Below are 15739 nucleotides of genomic sequence, written 5' to 3' on the forward strand. Positions count from 1 at the left end.
CTCCGGGGTCGGAGCCCGCGCCGCACTCTGGGTCGGGCCGCCGTCTCTCGGGCGGGCCCGCCGTCACCTCACCGGCTCAGCGGGGGACCCGGCTCCGGGGTGGGGGCGGGTTCCGGGCCCGGCGGGATGGGCGACGGGGCGGGGCCGGGAGGTACCGGGCCCGGCTGGGGCGGGCCGGGGGCCGGAGGGGTCGGCTCGGGGCCGGGCTGGGGCGTCGGCACCGGCGTCGGGTACGGGTCCGGCGGCGTGGGGCCGGGGCCAGGGTCGGGCGCCGGGGGTACGGGTTCGGGGTTCGGCCGGGTCATGACTGCCTCCGTGTGGTCGCCGGACTTCGTGGTGACCACCTCCCGACTACCCGCCGTACCCCGCTCCACTCCCCCGCGATCAACGACCGGCGCGCAGCCGCTCCTTCGCGGCGGCGACCAGGGCGGGATCGGCGGCGGGCGCCTCGTCCGGATGCCGCTCGGCCCAGGCGACGACGTACGGGCACAGCGGAGCGACGGGCACGCCCTCCCGCCCGGCGAGCGTGTACAGCTCGCGGGCGAGTGAGCCCGCGATGCCCTTGCCCTCGTGGGCGGGCTCCACGATCGTGTGGACGGGGACCAGGGCGCGCGCGGGTGAGTCCAGTACGAAGTACTCGATGTGCCCGACGACTTCGCCTCCGGCGAGGGCCTCAAGGCGGCCGGCCGGCCGGTCGTCACGGATCTCGACATCACTCATGGGCACACACGCTCCTGGTAGTCGTCCACGGTCAGGCCGACACGGCCTGCGGGCTGCGCCGCTGGTCCGAACCGGGCACCGGCTCGGACGGGTCGGCGCCGAGGGACACGATCCGGTTCTCCCCGTCGACATGCACGATCCGGGGCACGAGCTCCCGCGCCTCGGCGTCGGAGACCTGGGCGTAGCTGATGAGGATCACCAGGTCACCGGGGTGCACGAGGTGCGCCGCGGCCCCGTTGATCCCGATCACCCCGGACCCTCGCTCGCCCTCGATGACGTACGTCTCCAGCCGGGCCCCGTTGCTGACGTCGACGATGTGCACCAGCTCGCCGGGCAGCAGATCGGCCGCGTCCAGCAGGTCGGCGTCGATGGTCACCGATCCGACATAGTGCAGGTCGGCCTGGGTGACGGTGGCGCGGTGGATCTTGGACTTGAACATGGTACGCATCATCGGGGCACTCCCACAAGATAGGCTCCCTGCCGGCGTTTTTGCAGGTCAAGGGCTGTTTCCACATTCTACAGCGAGTCGCGTGCACGGGGCAGCCGTCCCCAGGTTTTTCTGACGCCCCGTCAGGTAGGGAACGAGGACTTCGCCCGCTCTCACGGACCCCGCCGGATGGCGCCCAAGCCTACCGAGCACCCGGGGAAGGACGTCCGTGATCACCGTCACGCGGCGCTCAGGAGCGAGGGTGCTCGTCCGGTCGTCACAACCGGTCAGAGACCGGCACCCCCACCGACCGCTCAACTGCCGGCGCCGCCGACTGTCGACGCGGCCACGCCGGAATCGGCTGCGAGGCAGGTCCCGCATCCGCCCGGCCCCCCACCATCGAAGAGGTATGCGTGAGGAACGACATCAGGGACCCCCCGCACGCCGTCGTCTCCGGTGCCAGCATCGCCGGTCTCTCCGCCGCCTACTGGCTGCGCCGCACCGGCTGGCAGGTCACCGTGATCGAGCGTGCGCCGGGCTTCCGTGACGGTGGGCAGAACGTCGACGTCCGGGGTGTCGGGCGCGAGGTGCTGACGCGGATGGGGCTCTTCGACGTGGTGAAGGGGCTGAACACCACCGAGACGAGCGCGGTCCTGGTGGACGGGCGGGGCAGGGTGACCGCCGAGCTGCCCTCCGACGGCCCGGACGGCGCCACCGCCGAACTGGAGATCCTGCGCGGGGACTTCGCCCGCGCGCTCCTCGACCACCTGCCCGAAGGCGTGGAGACCCGCTACGGCGACACCATCACCGGCACCGCCGAGGACGAGGACGCGATCACCGTGTCCACGTACTCCGGCCGGGTCCTCCGCGCGGACCTCCTCGTACTCGCCGAAGGGGTGCGTTCGGCCACGCGGGACCGGCTGTTCGACGGGCTGGTGGAGCGGCGTGCGCTCGGGGTCAACATGGTGTTCGGCACGATCCCGCGTACCGCCGGCGACGACGACCGCTGGCGCTGGTACAGCACGGTCGGCGGGCGTCAGGTCCATCTGCGGCCCGACAACCACGGCACCATCCGCGCCATCCTGTCCTACCCCCGCGACGAGGATCTCGCCTCGCTCGACCGCGCCGAGGCGCTGGCGCGGGTCCGTGCCCGGTACGCCGGCGCCGGCTGGGAGGCAGGGCGCGTCCTGGACGGGTTCGACGCCTCCGAGGACGTCTACGTCGACCATCTCACCCAGATCCGCATGCCCACCTGGCACCGCGGCCGGGTCTGTCTCGTGGGCGACGCCGCCTGGTGCGTCACCCCGATGGGAGGCGGCGGCGCCTCACTCGCGCTGACCAGCGGCTACGTCCTCGCCGCCAGCCTGTCGTCCCACGCCGACACCGAGAGCGCCCTCACCGCGTACGAGGCGTGGATGCGGCCCCTCGTCGACTCCACACAGAGACTCCCGCCCGGTGTCGTCCGCCTCGCCCACCCCCGGACCCGGCTCGGGCTGGCCCTGCGCACGCTCGTCGTCAGGTCCCTCTCCTCGCCGCTCCTCGCACCGGTCGCCGCGCGGCTCACCCAGGTCGCCGGCACGGACCGGCCGCTGCCGCCGCTCGCCTGAGTCAGCGGGGCGTCGGGGCCCAGCCGGGCCCCGCCTGGCGCTGCCGGCGCGTGGCGAGGATGTGGTTCACGAGCAGCGGGCGGGGAGTCGGCGAAGCTCAGGTGCCGCGGGCCGTACACGAGCGGGCCGGGAGTGAGCCGCAGCACGTCGGCCGTCGCGCATCAGCTAGGGAGATGTTCCCGAGGCCGGGCGTCCGGTCGTACGGCGGTGGGGGCGCTCCGGCCCGGGGTGCCCCCGTGCACGATGCTGGAGGCATGCGTGCCGCCCGTCTGATCCGCATGGCCCTGCTCGTCCAGTCCAGCCCCGGCCTGACGGCCGACGCCCTCGCCCGTGAACTGGGCGTCTCCCGGCGTACGGTGATCCGCGACGCCCAGGCCCTCCAGGAGGCAGGCGTCCCCATCCGCGCCGAACGCGGCCGTGCGGGCGGCTATCACCTCGCGCCGGGTCACCGCACCCGGCTCACCACCCTGCACCCCACCGAGGCCGAGACGCTCTACCTCTCGGGCCTGCCCACCGCCCTGCGCGACCTCGGCCTGTCCGACGCGGCGGACACCGCCCGGCTGAAACTCTCCGCCACCCTGCTCCCGTCACTCCGCGCGGCGGCCGAGTCCTCGGTGCGCCGCTTCCACCTGGACGCCCCGGCCTGGTTCCGCGAACCGTCCGCGCCCGACCTGCTGCCGGAACTGGCCCGCGCGGTGTGGGCGGACCGCACGGTCCGGATCACCTACGCGCGACCGGACGGGGACGACGCGGTGACCCGTCTGCTGGAGCCGTACGGGCTCGTCCTGAAGGCGGGGGTCTGGTACGTCGTGGGCCGGGTCCCGGCCGGGCGGAACGGCACCTGGCGCACGTACCGCGCCGACCGGGTCACGGCACTCTCCCCCACCGAGGACGAGCCTTTCGTCCGCGATCCCGACTTCGATCTGACCGCGTACTGGCGTGCCAACGCCGCCGAGTTCGCCCGGACGCTGCTGCGGACGACGGCCACCCTGCGTCTGACCGGGCGCGGTCTCGGCCGCCTGCCCGCCGTCGCGGACCCGGCCGGGGTGGCCGCGGCGCTGGCGTCGGCGAGCGCGCCGGACGCCGCCGGCCGGGTCACGCTGGAGTTGCCGGTGGAGTCGGAGGAGGTCGCGTTCGCGCAGCTCAGCGGGTTGGGAGGAGAGGTGGAGGTGCTGGCCCCGGAGGGCCTGCGCGCCCGCTTCCGCGAGCAGGCGCGGGTGCTCGCCGCGCTGTACGGCGGGGCCGGTCAGCGGTAGTCGTCGGGCGTGCCCTCCTTGCCGCCGAACTTGACCTCCTCGAAGTAGGCCCAGGCGTCCGGCCGGCTGCCGTCGATGTCATCGACGTCGTAGGTCCTGGCGAGTTCCGCGCTGGAGGTGGACCCGCCGTTCCAGCGGGCGGCGCGGCCGGGGTCGGCGGCGAGGGCGGCGATCCCCCGGGCGAGGTAGGCGGGCGACTCGGCGGTGGCGAAGTCGGGTTCCTGGGCGGCCGCGTCACGCCAGTTCTCCTCGGTCACGCCGAAGTGGCCGAGCATCTGCTCGGAGCGGAGGAAGCCGGGCGTGACGGCGACGGCCGTGCCGCCGTACTCCGCGAGTTCCTCGCCCAGGCCGAAGGCGATGCGGATGGGGGCGTTCTTGGCGAGGTCGTAGTAGAGGTTCTCGCGGTAGCGGCGGTTGTGGACGGCAGTGCCGTCGGTGACCTCCACGTGCAGCGGGGCGTCGGAGCGGATCAGGAGCGGGAGGGCGAGCGCGGCGGTGATCACGTGCGAGCGCACGCCGAGTTCGAGGATGCGCAGGCCGTCGTCGAGGGGCGTCTCCCAGCTCTTCTTGCCGAAGACGGAGTTGACGAGGAGGTGTTCGCCGCCCCAGAGGTCGTTGACGAGGATGTCGAGCCGTCCCTGCTCGCGGTCGATCCGCCCGACGAGCGCGCGGACCTGGTCGGGGTCCAGATGGTCGGTGGGTACGGCGATCCCGGTGCCCCCGGCCGCCGTGACCAGCTCCGCCGTCTCCTCGATGGTCTCGGTGTCCCGCCCGACCTCGCTGGTCCGCTCGCGGGTGGTGCGTCCGGTGACGTAGACGGTGGCTCCGGCCCGGCCCAGTTCGACGGCAATCGCCCGCCCGGCGCCCCGGGTGGCCCCGGCGACGAGGGCGATCCGGCCGGCGAGCTGGTTGTTCAGGTCTGTGGTCATGCTTCCACGGTGCACGTCAAAGGTGACAGATCCCGTCACCTTTTCTCCCGCGCGCCCTCATTTTTCCTGGCTGACCACCGGGCCCGTGCTGAACCAGGTGCCGGCCATGCTGTTCCTTCCGGTCAAGCCGGCTTACGGCGGCAGGACTTCGGGTGGGCTTCGAGGCGAGTGCGACGGTCAGGCGGAGTGGATGGACCGCACCTCGTAGGTGACCGTGCGGCTCGGGACGGGGCCCCGGCAGGTGAGGCGGTGGGGGGCCGTGCGGTGGGCGTGCACCTCGATGTCGAAGGCGGTCGGGCGGGGCGCGTGGAGTTCGACGCGGATACGCCAGTCGTCGCCGTCGCGGGCGGTGCCGCTGACCGTGTAGTCGTGCCGCCCGGCCGGGCCGAAGCGGGCGAGCAGGGCGGCGACGGCGACCTGCTGCGGCGGGTTGAGGTCGGTGTACCCGCGCAGGAAGTCGGGGTGGATGCGTCCGGCGAGGTGTTCCTCGACCGCCCGCACGGCCGAAGTGGGGTCGAGATCGCCGTAGTACACCCCGTCGGGCACGACGACGACGTTGGCGGCGAACCGGTCCCCGCCCACGTGGGTGCACTCCCAGACGAGGTTGGGCCAGCGTTCGCTGAGCGCCCGCGCCACGGGCCGGCCGCGCACGGCGCAGCAGATGTCGTGCTGCCCGTGGACACAGACCAGGACGACGGGCGGCCGGTCGAGGGAGCCCGGTGAGCCCGGTGAGTTCAGGGCCTCGGCGATCTCCACGAGGTCCTGGTCACTGCTCCAGGTGCCCCAGCGCTGGCGGTAGGCGCCCGACCGCTCGTAGTGCACCACGGCCCACCGGCCGGGCCCCTCGGGTCTGGGACGGGCGAGGCGCCTGATCAGGAAGATACGGGCCCGGACCGCGTGGGCGGCCGCCCAGACGTGGGCCTTGACCAGCGGGTCGAGGTCGATGCCGTCGTAGCCGTCGGGCGGCCAGGCGCCCCGGTACTCGATCAGCACCCAGACCGTGCCGCGCGGCGCGGTGCCCGCGAGGGAGTCGCCGCGTATCCGGGCGGCGTCGGCGCAGAAGAACCGGTCCGTGGTGGTCACCGGGCGGCTACTGTCCGCCCGGCACCAGTACGCCCGCGCGGAGCAGCCGTCCGGCGAGGGGGAGCCCGAGGTCACCGGCGGTACGCGTCTCGCCGGCCAGCAGGCCTGCCAGCAGGGGCAGTTCGGTCTCGGGGAAGTCGAGCCAGCCGACCCGTGTCGTCAGGCGTGCCCCTTCCAGTCGTGCCGCCAGCGCGTCACGCAGCCGTACGGGCGACTCGGGCGCGAGCGCGTCCACGGCGGCGAGCTGGGCCAGCGGTCCGAGCGGTGCCGGCCGGCCCTGGCCGCGCCGGGTGCGGTGGAACAGCGGGGCGGGGTCGGCGCCGTGGACGCCCTCGGCGAGGCGTTCGCGGACGCCGTCGAGCACCTCGGCCGTGGCGTCGGCGCCCAGGGGCAGCGAGGCGCGGGCCCAGGGGTCGTCGCGCAGCGCGGCCAGCGCGGTCTCGGCCAGCTGCTCGGCCAGCGCGTAGCGGGTCCACACATGGACGCCCAGGGTCAGGTGGATGGAGACCTCGCCCTTCGCACGGGCGGCGTGCAGCCAGCCGCGCGGCAGATAGAGGACGTCCCCGGGCTCCAGCACGGTGTCGATGTACGCGGGCCCCTCTGCCGCCTCGGCGACTGCGGCCCGGTGGCCGGTCCAGGGCTGGTCCCTGAGCGGGTCGCGGTGGACGGGCTCGTGGACGAGCCAGCGTTTGCTGCCCTGGATCTGGACGACGAACACGTCGTGGACGTCGTAGTGGTCGTCGAAGCCCTGGCTCTGCGGCGGGGTGATGTAGGCGTTGGCCTGCACCGGGTGCCCCAGCTCGGCGCTCAGCCCGGCGCACAGTTCCCCGACGGGCGCCCAGGTGCGCTGGAGGGCTTGGAGGACGAGCGTGGCGCCGTCGGCGAACAGCCGCCACAGGGCGGTGTCGTCGAGCTGGTCGGAGACAGTGGCGCCGACGCCGCCGGGCGAGGTGTAGGACGACTCGGGGAGCACGGTGCCGTCCTTGGCGACCCGGAGGAAGGGCGTGCGCAGGCCCCGGCGTGAGAGGAGTTCGTCCACCGCGCCGGCGTCGAACACGTCGGAGAAGTCGCTCGCGCGGCGGGTGAGCAGCGCGGTGCGCGACCAGACGTCCCGCGCGAAGTCGCCGGGACGGAGGCCGGTCAGACGGCGCTCCAGTGTCCCGGCACCCGCGAGGGCGCCGGGATCACCGGAGTCGCCGGCCGGGCCGGTCAAGCGCCGCCGTCCGCACCGCCGTCGGCTCCGCCGTCGTGAACGCCGGGTACGCCCGCCGCGCCACCGTCGGCCGGGCCCTCGGCACCCTCGTCCGCGCCGTGGTCGGCGCCGTGGTCGGCGTCGTGGTCCGCGCTGCCGTCGGCTCCGCCGTCGTGGACACCGGGTACGCCCGCCGCGCCGCCGTCCGCGGGACCTTCGGCGCTGCCGTCCGCACCGCCGTCGTGCACGCCGGGCTCGCCGGCCGCGCCGCCGTCCGCGGGACCCTCGTGCTGGTGATCGGAAGTAGCCACAGTTCCTCCTCGCCGTCGCCGTGGTGTGGGCCCCGCCGCCCGGTCCACTCGGCCGGGCGGTCTCCCCGGCGGTGCGCAGGCACGCCGGCCGGGCCTCTACGACTACCGTCACCCAGATCCCGGCCGTCTGCATCCGGTGGGCCGCGACGGGCACCCGGGACGGCGGCTCAGCCCGCCGCGGCGTCCGTGCCGCGCGGCCTGCCGCCCTGCGCCAGCGCGTCGGCGGCCCGGCCATGGCGCTCGCGGTAGCGGCGCAGGTACGAGCGGGCCATCGGCCCCGGGGGCACGCCCCGCGCGAAGGCCCGCATGTTCCGTTCGCCCGCGTTGTAGCCGAGGGCGAGGAGTTCGTCGCGGGTGTAGCGGCTCACATGGCGCGAGGGCAGCGCCCGGTCGAGGTCCCGCAGGTGCAGGGCCGCGACGCGGACGGCGAACGCGGGATCGTCCCGCAGGTCCTGCCAGCGCCCCGACAGACCGTAGCCGCGCCGGACCGACTCGAAGGCGGCGCGGTGCATGTTGGCCACACCGAAAGAGGCACCGGGCTTCCACCACTGCCAGAGCCGTTCCAGCAGCGGGTGGTGCGGTTTGTACGCCTCGTTGTGCAGGACGGTCATCAGCAGCACCGGCGACACCCCGGCCGCCTCCGCGCCACGGGCCACGGTCCCGGCGTAGTCGGCCGGGTCGTAGCCGCCGGGCAGCAGGGGCGGTGTCGGGGCGTGGCCGGTCCCGTCCGGCGCCGGAGTCGGTCTTCTGTCCATGAGCACGGCCTTTCCCTGCCACCAGCCGGACGGCGGAACGCCCGCCGCCCTCTGGCCCCCAGGTGCCCGTGCGCCCCGGCCTCAATCCTGCCGGTCACCCACGCGGCCGACCCCGGCGTGCACCCGGTACTCCGTAGGGTTGTCCGGCAGGGTGCCGGCGGGTCCGGGCGCCACAGGGCAACGTGGACCACGCCAGGCTGAGCCGTCTCAAGAGCTGGGCCGTCTGAGGGCTCGGCGCCTCACGGGCCCAGTGTCGCCCAGACCGCGTTGCCGCTGGTGAGCCTGGACAGGTCGACGCCCCAGGAGTCGGCGAACTGCTCGACGAGCAGGAGTCCCCGCCCGCCCTCGTCGTCTGGTCCGGGTTCGCACCGGGTGAGGCCCCGGCCGGAGTAGTCGTGGTCGTGCACCTCGATGCGCAGACGGCCGGGGGCGATGAGGCCGATGCCGCACTGGATGCGCACACTGGAGGTGTGCAGGACCGCGTTGGTGGTGAGTTCGGACACCAGCAGCACGGCGTCCGCCCGCAGTGCTTCGGGCAGCGGCCACCCGCTCAGCCGGTCCCGCACGGAGCGGCGGGCGATCCGGACGCTGGAATGGTGCGATCGCAAAGTGATCCAGTGTGTCTGGTCCGGATCCGCGATGTCCAACAGGTCCGGTGACGAGGTCGTGGTGGGGGTCACGATGATTGCCTTCCGTGAGGCGGTCACTCAAGTAACTATGCTCGCAACCGAGTTCGGGCTGCAACCGACTCCCTGATAATTACAGAGAGCCGCTATCCATCTGGTTGATTCACCAACTCCCTGCCACAATCGCAAGAGTGACAGCCCATCAGGAGGTAGGGCGTGAGTGAAGGCCGTTCGAGCGCGAGCAGCGCCGGCAGTGCGCCCACCGTGCTCCGCATGGTCCTGGGCCGCAGGCTGCAGGAGCGGCGTCAGGAGGCGCGCGTCTCGCTGGAGGACGCGGCGCGGGCGCTCAGGGTCACGGCCCTGACCATCCGCCGGCTGGAGAAGGCGGAGGTGGCGCTCAAGCCCCTCTACGTGGAGAAGCTGCTCGAGACGTACGGCGCCGGCCGGCAGGAGCGGGACGAGTTCGTCGCCTTCGCCGAGCGGGCCAACCAACCCGGCTGGTGGCACGCCTACCGCGATGTGGTGCCGGGCTGGTTCAGCGCGTACGTGAGCCTGGAGACCGGCGCCAAGACCCTGCGCACCTACGAGCCGCACTACGTGACCGGCCTGCTCCAGACCCACGCGTACGCACGCGGTGTGCTCGGCGGCGGGTTCCCGAACGACAGTGACGAAGATCTGACGCGCCGGGTGGACCTGCGGCTGCGCCGCAGCGCCCTGCTGGAGCGCGCCGACTCGCCGACGCTGTGGGTGGTGATGGAGGAGGCCGTCCTGCACCGGGTGGTGGGCGGGCCCGAGGTGATGCGGGAGCAGCTCGACCGGCTGCTGGAGCTCTCGGAGCTGCCGCATGTCAGCGTCGACATCGTGCCGTTCACCGCCGGTGCCCATGTGGGGGCGTGCGCGCCGTTCACGTACTTCCGGTTCGAGGAGCCGGAACTGCCGGACATCGTCTACAGCGAGATCCTGTGCGGCGCGATGTACCTGGACCAGCGCTCCGACGTCGTCGCCCATCTGGAGGCGCACAACCGCATGTCCCTGCTGTCCTCCGACGCGCAGAGCAGGGCGCTGCTGAACCGCATGCGCAAGGAGTACTCATGACCACCATCGACGGGCGTGGCCACGCCTACAACGGCATGCCCGCCTCCGACCTGGGCGAGCAGGGCTGGGAGTCGCCCTGGAGCGGTCCGAACGGCGGGCAGTGCGTGCAGACCAAGCGGCTCGCCGACGGCCGGGTGGCGCTGCGCCAGTCGACCGATCCGGCCGGGCCCGCGCTGATCTACACCCCGGAGGAGATCACCGCATTCGTCGCGGGGGTCAAGCGGGGCCTCGCCGACCATCTGACCGACGGCTGACTCCACCCCCACGCTTCTCCCCCACGACACACCGAAGAGGGCAGGATGACCAACTCACACGCGGCGCGGGACCTGGACACCAGCAGGCCCCACTCCGCCCGGATGTACGACTTCTATCTGGGCGGCAAGGACCACTTCGAGACTGACCGGCGGGCGGGGGAGGCGGCTGCGGCCGTGTATCCCGGCATCTTCGTCTGCGCGCGCGAGAACCGGGGCTTCATGCACCGGGCCACCCGGGTGCTGGCCGAGGAGCACGGCATCCGGCAGTGGCTGGACATCGGCACCGGCATCCCCACCGAGCCGAACCTGCACCAGGTGGCCCAGTCCGTGGTCGCCGACGCGCGGGTGGTGTACGCGGACAACGACCCGCTCGTGCTCAAGTACGCCGAGCGCCTGATGCGCAGCACGGCCGAGGGCCGCACCGCGTACATCGAGGCGGACGTCAACGATCCGCAGTCGCTGCTGGACTCCCCCGAGCTGGGCGAGGTCCTGGACATGAAGCAGCCGGTGGCGCTGTCCATGAACGCCCTGATGCACTTCGTGCCGGACGACCGGGACCCGTACGGGATCGTCGGCCGGCTGCTGGACGTGCTGCCCTCTGGCAGCGCGCTCGCCCTGAGCCACTGCACGCCCGACTTCGACGCGCCGACCTGGCAGAAGCTGGCCGACCTCTACAACGGGGCCGGGACCCCGGTGCGGTTCCGCTCCCGCGCTGAGGTGGCGCGCTTCTTCGACGGGCTGGAACTGCTCGACCCCGGGATCTCGATGGGCCACCGCTGGCGCCCGGACACCGAACCGACCGCCACGGACGCGGAGATCAGCCTGTGGACCGGAGTGGGCATCAAGCCGTAGCGGCCACGGCCGGAGAAGCCGGGCCCGAGCAGACGGGCCGGAGAAGACGGGAACGCCCCGTGCCGCGAAGGCAGGGGGCGTTCCGTCGTACGGGGGTGGTGTCTCGGGCCGGAACCCGGGCGCCGGCACCTGGGCCTGGATGATCTCCGCGGTGCTACCGAGGGTCGTCGAACGGGGCCGCGAAGGGGCCGTACGAGTGCCGGGCGGCCGGTCGGGGAACCCGGTGCCGAGTGCGGTGTCCAGTGACGAGAGGAGCCCTGGTGACTCGGTCGGCATCGACGGCGGACGGCGGACGGCCACCCGCCGCCACGGACGGGTACGAGCCGGACCCGCGCCGGTGGCGGGCCCTGTGGGTGACGCTGGTCGCCGGTTTCATGAGCCTGCTGGACGTGACGATCGTCGCGGTGGCGCTGCCCACCATCCAGCGCGAGCTGCACGCCACCCCGGCCGAGGTGCAGTGGGTGGTGTCCGGGTACGCCCTGACCTTCGCGCTCGCCCTGGTCACCGCCGGGCGGCTGGGCGACGCACTGGACCGGCGCCGGATCTTCCTGCTGGCGCTCAGCGCGTTCGTGATCTTCAGCGCGGCCTGCGGCGCGGCGCCGGACATCACCCTGCTGGTGCTCGCCCGGCTCTGCCAGGGACTGGCGGCGGGGTTCATGGCACCGCAGAACTCGGCGCTGATCCAGCAGTTGTTCCGGGGCGCGGAGCGCGGCCGGGCCTTCGGCTTCTTCGGCGCGACCGTGGGCATCTCCTCCGCCCTCGGCCCGATCACGGGCGGCGCCCTCCTCGCCCTGGCCTCCGGCGAGCAGGGCTGGCGGTGGATCTTCTACGTCAACGTCCCCATCGGGCTGCTCGCCGTCCTGCTGGGCCGTCGGCTGCTGCCCCGCGTCGAGCGCAAGGGACGAGGGAGTGTGGACGTACCTGGCGTCCTGCTGCTCGGCACGGGCGTGCTCGCGCTGATGTATCCGCTGGTGCAGGCGGACTCCGGCGGGTTCGGGCGGCTGTGGTGGCTCTTCCCGGTCGCGGTAGTGCTGCTGGGCGCGTTCGTGTGGTGGCAGCGGCGCCTGGTCGCCCGGGACGCGCAGCCGCTGCTCGATCCGAGGCTGTTCAGCACGGTGCGCGGCTACGCGGTGGGCGCCGGGGTGGGCACGCTGTACTTCGTCGGCTTCAGCGGGGTCTGGCTGGTGTTCGCGCTGTTCTACCAGCACGGGCTCGGCTACTCGCCGCTGAAGTCGGGCCTCGCGGTGACCGCCTTCGCCCTCGGTTCGGCGAGCGCGGCCGTGCTCGCGGGGCGGCTGGTGGAGCGGTTCGGCCGGGTGCTCACCGTGTGCGGTCTGGCGGGCGTGATCGCCGGGCTCGGCGGTACCGCCCTGCTGCTGCGGCTCGTGCCGCTGGGGATCGCGCCCTGGGTGGCCGCGCCGGTGCTGTTCCTCGGCGGGATCGGCAGCGGTTTCGTGGTCTCGCCCAACATCACCATGACCCTGCGCGACGTTCCGGTGCGCATGGCGGGCGCGGCCGGGGGCGCGCTGCAGACCGGGCAGCGACTGGGTGCCGCGGTGGGCACCGCCGCGCTGCCCGGCCTGTTCTACGTGGTGCTCGGCAGGAGCGGCGACTACCGCACCGCCCTCGTCGCCGCGCTGGCAGCGGCCCTCCTGGGCATGATCGCGTCGCTGGCACTCGCCGCGTTCGACTGGCGGCGCGACCGGTCCCCCCGGTCCGGCTGTCCGGACGAGGTGGCCCACAGCCCGGTGCACGCACGGCAGAACTGAGCCGCCCGGCCCGGCACACCGTTACGACGGTCTCGGCGCACGGGACGCCGGTCAGGGCGGCCATGTTCCGCACGAAGCAGGCGGGGGGCGCGGCCGGCGCGGGTGCTGGTGACGCGGGCCGGCAGTCCGCCTGGGCGGGGTAGGTGCGGCCCGCGTACCCGGCTCCGACGACGACCACATCGACATCGACATCGACATTTTCTCGTGACTGCCGCCCGCCAGCTGTGTCCCGTGACTCCTCCGGGCGTCAGGGCGTGGCGGTGGGCAGGCGCAGGGCGAGCATGGCGACATCGTCCTCGGCGTCCGTGGCGAGGCCGGTCAGCAGCTCCTCGCACAGGACGTCCGGGGTCCGGCCGACCAGGGCGGCCGCGTGCTGGCGCAGCCGGGTGAGGCTGTGGTCCAGGGGCTCTCCCCGGCGTTCGACCAGGCCGTCGGTGTAGAGCAGCAGGGTGCCGCCGGGCGGCAGGACGGCGTCGGCGCCGGCCCGCTGGACCCCGGGGTCGACGCCGAGGACCATGCCGCGCCCGGCGTCCAGGTACCTCGTGTCCCCGGCCGGAGTGATCAGCAGCGGCGGCAGATGGCCGGCGGACGCCCAGTTCAGCTGGTATTGGCCGCCCTCGGGGCCCTTGAGCAGGGCGTAGACGCAGGTCGCGGTCTGGTGCGGGTACAGCACGGCCATCGCGAGGTCCAGCCGGCGCAGGATACGGCCGGGCGGCTCCTGGCGGTCGCAGGCGATGCCGCGCAGCATGTTGCGGATCTGGCTCATGGCCACGGCCGCCTGGAGGTCATGGCCGGTGACGTCGCCGATGATCAGGGCGGTGTCGCCCTGGGGCAGCACGAAGCTGTCGTACCAGTCACCGCCGACCTGCGCGGCGGAGGCGGCCGGGGCGTAGCGGGCGGCGATCCGCAGGCCGTCCACCACGGGCAGGCTGGGCAGCAGGGAGCGCTGCATGCGCTCGGCGATGGTCTGCACCTCGGTGTGCAGCCGGGCGTTGTCCACCGCGAGGCCCACCCGGTGGGCCAGCCCTTCCACCTGCGTCAGGTCCCGCTCCCCGAACGGCTCCCGCTCCGGTCCGCGCACGAGGGTCAGCGCGCCCAGCACCCGGCGCCGGGCCCGCAGCGGGGCGACGATCCCCGAGCCGCCGCCCAGCCGCCGGAACAGCTCGCTGTTCAGCGCGTGCAGCGGATCGGAGGTCTCCGCGTCCGGCACGAACCGCTCGGCCGACAGCAGCAGCGCGCCGGCACCGCGCAGCACCCGCGACCAGGGGTCCTCGGCGTCCTCCCCCACCCCGGGCAGCACCCCCCTCATGCCGGCCAGCGGGGTGCCCGGCTCCCCGTGCGCGACGCAGACGCGCTCCAGGTGGCCGGCGTCGTCCATCAGGTCGCCCATGCTCCAGTCCGCCAGCGCCGGGACGAGCACCCGGCACACCCGGCTCACCCCCTCCACCGCGTCGAGCGTGCTCGCCAGCACGGCCGTGGTCTGGTCCAGCAGGGTGAGCCGGTCCAGGGCCTCGCGCAACGCCGGGTCCACGTCGAAGCTGTCCATGCAGGGCACGTACCCGGCGCGTGCCGGGCCCGCACCGGGCGACAGCCGTTCGGCCCAGGGACCCGCCGGAAATGACAGGTGCCGCGCCCGCCGGGACACCTAGGCTGCGCCGCTATGACCACTTCACCGGACGCCGGCATCCGGCCGTTCCGCATCGATGTCCCGGAGAGCGAGCTGGCGGACCTGCGCCATCGCCTCGACCGCACCCGCTGGCCGGACGAGCTGCCGGGGGCCGGCTGGGACCTCGGGGTTCCGCTCGGCTATCTGCGCGAGCTGGCGCACTACTGGCGGCACGTGTACGACTGGCGGGCGGCGGAGGCCCGGCTGAACGAGTGGCCGCAGTTCATGACCACGATCGACGGCGCGAACATCCACTTCGCGCACCTGCGGTCCCCCGAGCCGGACGCCACCCCGCTGATCATCACGCACGGCTGGCCAGGTTCGTTCGCCGAGTTCGAGCGGATCGCGGGCCCGCTGACCGACCCCCGAACGCACGGCGGTGACCCGGCCGACGCCTTCCATCTGGTGCTGCCGAGCATCCCCGGCTTCGGTTTCTCCGGGCCGACCCGCGAGCCCGGCTGGGAGAACCGCAGGACCGCGGCCGCGTTCGCGGAGCTGATGGACCGCCTCGGCTACGGGCGTTACGGCGCCCAGGGCGGCGACTGGGGCGCGGCAGTCAGCCGCGAGCTGGGCCGTATCCGGCCGGAGCGGGTCATCGGCGTCCATCTGAACCTGATCCCCGGCGCCGGCGCGACGGCCGAGCCGACCGGGGAGGAACTGGCCGTGCTGAGCCCCGCCGAACGCGCGCGCACCCTCGCCTCCTGGGAGCGGATGAAGGAGTGGAGCCGTGAGAAGCAGGGCTACGCCGATGTCCAGTCCACCCGCCCGCAGACGCTCTCCTACGCCCTGACCGACTCCCCTGTCGGACAACTGGCCTGGATCGCGGAGAAGTTCAAGGAGTGGACGGACTCGGCGGACCGGCCGGAGGACGCCGTCGACCGCGACCACATGCTCACCGACGTCACGCTGTACTGGCTGACCGGGACGGCGGGCTCCTCCGCGCGCATCTACTACGAGCGGGCCCATGCCGGCCACGCGGGTCAGCCGGCCGAGCCCTCCCCGGCGCCGACCGCGTTCGCCTCGTTCCCGCGCGAGAACTTCATCGTGCTGCGGCACATCGCCGAACGGACCGAGAACATCGTCCGCTGGACGGAGTTCGACCGGGGCGGCCACTTCGCCGCCATGGAGCAGCCGGAGGCGCTCGTCGGCGACATCCGGGCGTTCTTCCGGCAGTTGGCGTGATCACACGCGCCGGGC

At 73.6% G+C, this 15739-nt stretch carries 16 protein-coding genes; 7 read left to right on the top strand and 9 right to left on the bottom strand.

What is annotated here, in order from left to right:
• Positions 1-384: 384 nt before the first annotated feature.
• On the bottom strand, positions 385-720 hold the full coding sequence (locus ACFWN1_RS23895) for a GNAT family N-acetyltransferase (protein WP_384365437.1): 336 nt from the start codon (positions 718-720) through the stop codon (positions 385-387).
• Between the two features lie 31 nt (positions 721-751).
• The gene (panD, locus tag ACFWN1_RS23900) at positions 752-1171 is read right to left on the bottom strand and encodes an aspartate 1-decarboxylase (protein ID WP_384365440.1); all 420 of its coding nucleotides are present in this window, start codon (positions 1169-1171) and stop codon (positions 752-754) included.
• 389 nt (positions 1172-1560) lie between these two features.
• Between panD and ACFWN1_RS23905 the strand changes: the two genes are divergently transcribed.
• Together ACFWN1_RS23905 and ACFWN1_RS23910 are read left to right on the top strand one after the other, a co-directional pair.
• A complete protein-coding gene (locus tag ACFWN1_RS23905) occupies positions 1561-2754 on the top strand; it encodes an FAD-dependent monooxygenase (RefSeq protein WP_384365443.1) in 1194 nt (397 codons plus the stop codon).
• 254 nt (positions 2755-3008) lie between these two features.
• Positions 3009-4010, top strand: a complete 1002-nt coding sequence (locus tag ACFWN1_RS23910) for a helix-turn-helix transcriptional regulator (protein WP_384365446.1) — start codon at positions 3009-3011, stop codon at positions 4008-4010.
• On the opposite strand, the gene ACFWN1_RS23915 is transcribed toward ACFWN1_RS23910, so the two are convergent.
• The 6 genes from ACFWN1_RS23915 to ACFWN1_RS23940 form a co-directional block, all read right to left on the bottom strand.
• Positions 4001-4939 (bottom strand): SDR family oxidoreductase, encoded by a 939-nt coding sequence (locus ACFWN1_RS23915; protein WP_384365448.1) that lies wholly within the window; start codon positions 4937-4939, stop codon positions 4001-4003. The two genes, ACFWN1_RS23910 and ACFWN1_RS23915, sit on opposite strands and share 10 nt — an antisense overlap.
• Before the next feature lie 177 nt (positions 4940-5116).
• Positions 5117-6022, bottom strand: a complete 906-nt coding sequence (locus ACFWN1_RS23920; RefSeq protein WP_384365451.1) for a sucrase ferredoxin — start codon at positions 6020-6022, stop codon at positions 5117-5119.
• A gap of 7 nt (positions 6023-6029) precedes the next feature.
• Positions 6030-7235 (bottom strand): cupin domain-containing protein, encoded by a 1206-nt coding sequence (locus ACFWN1_RS23925; protein WP_384365454.1) that lies wholly within the window; start codon positions 7233-7235, stop codon positions 6030-6032.
• Positions 7232-7525 carry a hypothetical protein gene (locus tag ACFWN1_RS23930; RefSeq protein WP_384365457.1) on the bottom strand — a complete coding sequence of 98 codons (294 nt, stop codon included), beginning with the start codon at positions 7523-7525 and terminating at the stop codon, positions 7232-7234. Before ACFWN1_RS23930 ends, ACFWN1_RS23925 begins: the two co-directional genes overlap by 4 nt.
• A gap of 167 nt (positions 7526-7692) precedes the next feature.
• Positions 7693-8280: a lytic transglycosylase domain-containing protein gene (locus tag ACFWN1_RS23935; protein ID WP_384365460.1), complete on the bottom strand. Its 588-nt coding sequence runs from the start codon at positions 8278-8280 to the stop codon at positions 7693-7695.
• A 239-nt stretch (positions 8281-8519) separates the two neighbouring features.
• Positions 8520-8960 (bottom strand): ATP-binding protein, encoded by a 441-nt coding sequence (locus ACFWN1_RS23940; RefSeq protein WP_384365463.1) that lies wholly within the window; start codon positions 8958-8960, stop codon positions 8520-8522.
• 162 nt (positions 8961-9122) lie between these two features.
• On the opposite strand from ACFWN1_RS23940, the gene ACFWN1_RS23945 reads away from it, so the two are divergent.
• The 4 genes from ACFWN1_RS23945 to ACFWN1_RS23960 all read left to right on the top strand — a co-directional run bounded on the left by ACFWN1_RS23945 (position 9123) and on the right by ACFWN1_RS23960 (position 12876).
• Entirely contained in the window at positions 9123-10001 is an 879-nt protein-coding gene (locus ACFWN1_RS23945; protein ID WP_384365466.1) for a helix-turn-helix domain-containing protein, read from the top strand.
• Positions 9998-10255 carry a DUF397 domain-containing protein gene (locus tag ACFWN1_RS23950; RefSeq protein ID WP_384365469.1) on the top strand — a complete coding sequence of 86 codons (258 nt, stop codon included), beginning with the start codon at positions 9998-10000 and terminating at the stop codon, positions 10253-10255. Before ACFWN1_RS23945 ends, ACFWN1_RS23950 begins: the two co-directional genes overlap by 4 nt.
• Before the next feature lie 45 nt (positions 10256-10300).
• Positions 10301-11107, top strand: a complete 807-nt coding sequence (locus ACFWN1_RS23955) for an SAM-dependent methyltransferase (RefSeq protein ID WP_384365472.1) — start codon at positions 10301-10303, stop codon at positions 11105-11107.
• Positions 11108-11367: 260 nt separating this feature from the next.
• Positions 11368-12876 (top strand): MFS transporter, encoded by a 1509-nt coding sequence (locus tag ACFWN1_RS23960; RefSeq protein ID WP_384365475.1) that lies wholly within the window; start codon positions 11368-11370, stop codon positions 12874-12876.
• Positions 12877-13123: 247 nt separating this feature from the next.
• On the opposite strand, the gene ACFWN1_RS23965 is transcribed toward ACFWN1_RS23960, so the two are convergent.
• Positions 13124-14422, bottom strand: a complete 1299-nt coding sequence (locus ACFWN1_RS23965) for a PP2C family protein-serine/threonine phosphatase (RefSeq protein ID WP_384365478.1) — start codon at positions 14420-14422, stop codon at positions 13124-13126.
• A gap of 114 nt (positions 14423-14536) precedes the next feature.
• Here ACFWN1_RS23965 and ACFWN1_RS23970 point away from each other — a divergent pair, with 114 nt between their 5' ends.
• A complete protein-coding gene (locus ACFWN1_RS23970; RefSeq protein WP_384365481.1) occupies positions 14537-15724 on the top strand; it encodes an epoxide hydrolase family protein in 1188 nt (395 codons plus the stop codon).
• Positions 15725-15739: the final 15 nt, after the last annotated feature.

Source organism: Streptomyces sp. NPDC058459 (assembly GCF_042721685.1).
GTDB lineage: Bacteria > Actinomycetota > Actinomycetes > Streptomycetales > Streptomycetaceae > Streptomyces.

Bases quoted from the DNA above. Each gene is read 5' to 3' on its own strand.
- ACFWN1_RS23895 (WP_384365437.1), bottom strand. From the start codon at position 720: ATGAGTGATGTCGAGATCCGTGACGACCGGCCGGCCGGCCGCCTTGAG.
- panD (WP_384365440.1), bottom strand. From the start codon at position 1,171: ATGATGCGTACCATGTTCAAGTCCAAGATCCACCGCGCCACCGTCACC.
- ACFWN1_RS23910 (WP_384365446.1), top strand. From the start codon at position 3,009: ATGCGTGCCGCCCGTCTGATCCGCATGGCCCTGCTCGTCCAGTCCAGC.
- ACFWN1_RS23915 (WP_384365448.1), bottom strand. From the start codon at position 4,939: ATGACCACAGACCTGAACAACCAGCTCGCCGGCCGGATCGCCCTCGTC.
- ACFWN1_RS23935 (WP_384365460.1), bottom strand. From the start codon at position 8,280: ATGGACAGAAGACCGACTCCGGCGCCGGACGGGACCGGCCACGCCCCG.
- ACFWN1_RS23950 (WP_384365469.1), top strand. From the start codon at position 9,998: ATGACCACCATCGACGGGCGTGGCCACGCCTACAACGGCATGCCCGCC.
- ACFWN1_RS23955 (WP_384365472.1), top strand. From the start codon at position 10,301: ATGACCAACTCACACGCGGCGCGGGACCTGGACACCAGCAGGCCCCAC.
- ACFWN1_RS23965 (WP_384365478.1), bottom strand. From the start codon at position 14,422: ATGGACAGCTTCGACGTGGACCCGGCGTTGCGCGAGGCCCTGGACCGG.
- ACFWN1_RS23970 (WP_384365481.1), top strand. From the start codon at position 14,537: ATGACCACTTCACCGGACGCCGGCATCCGGCCGTTCCGCATCGATGTC.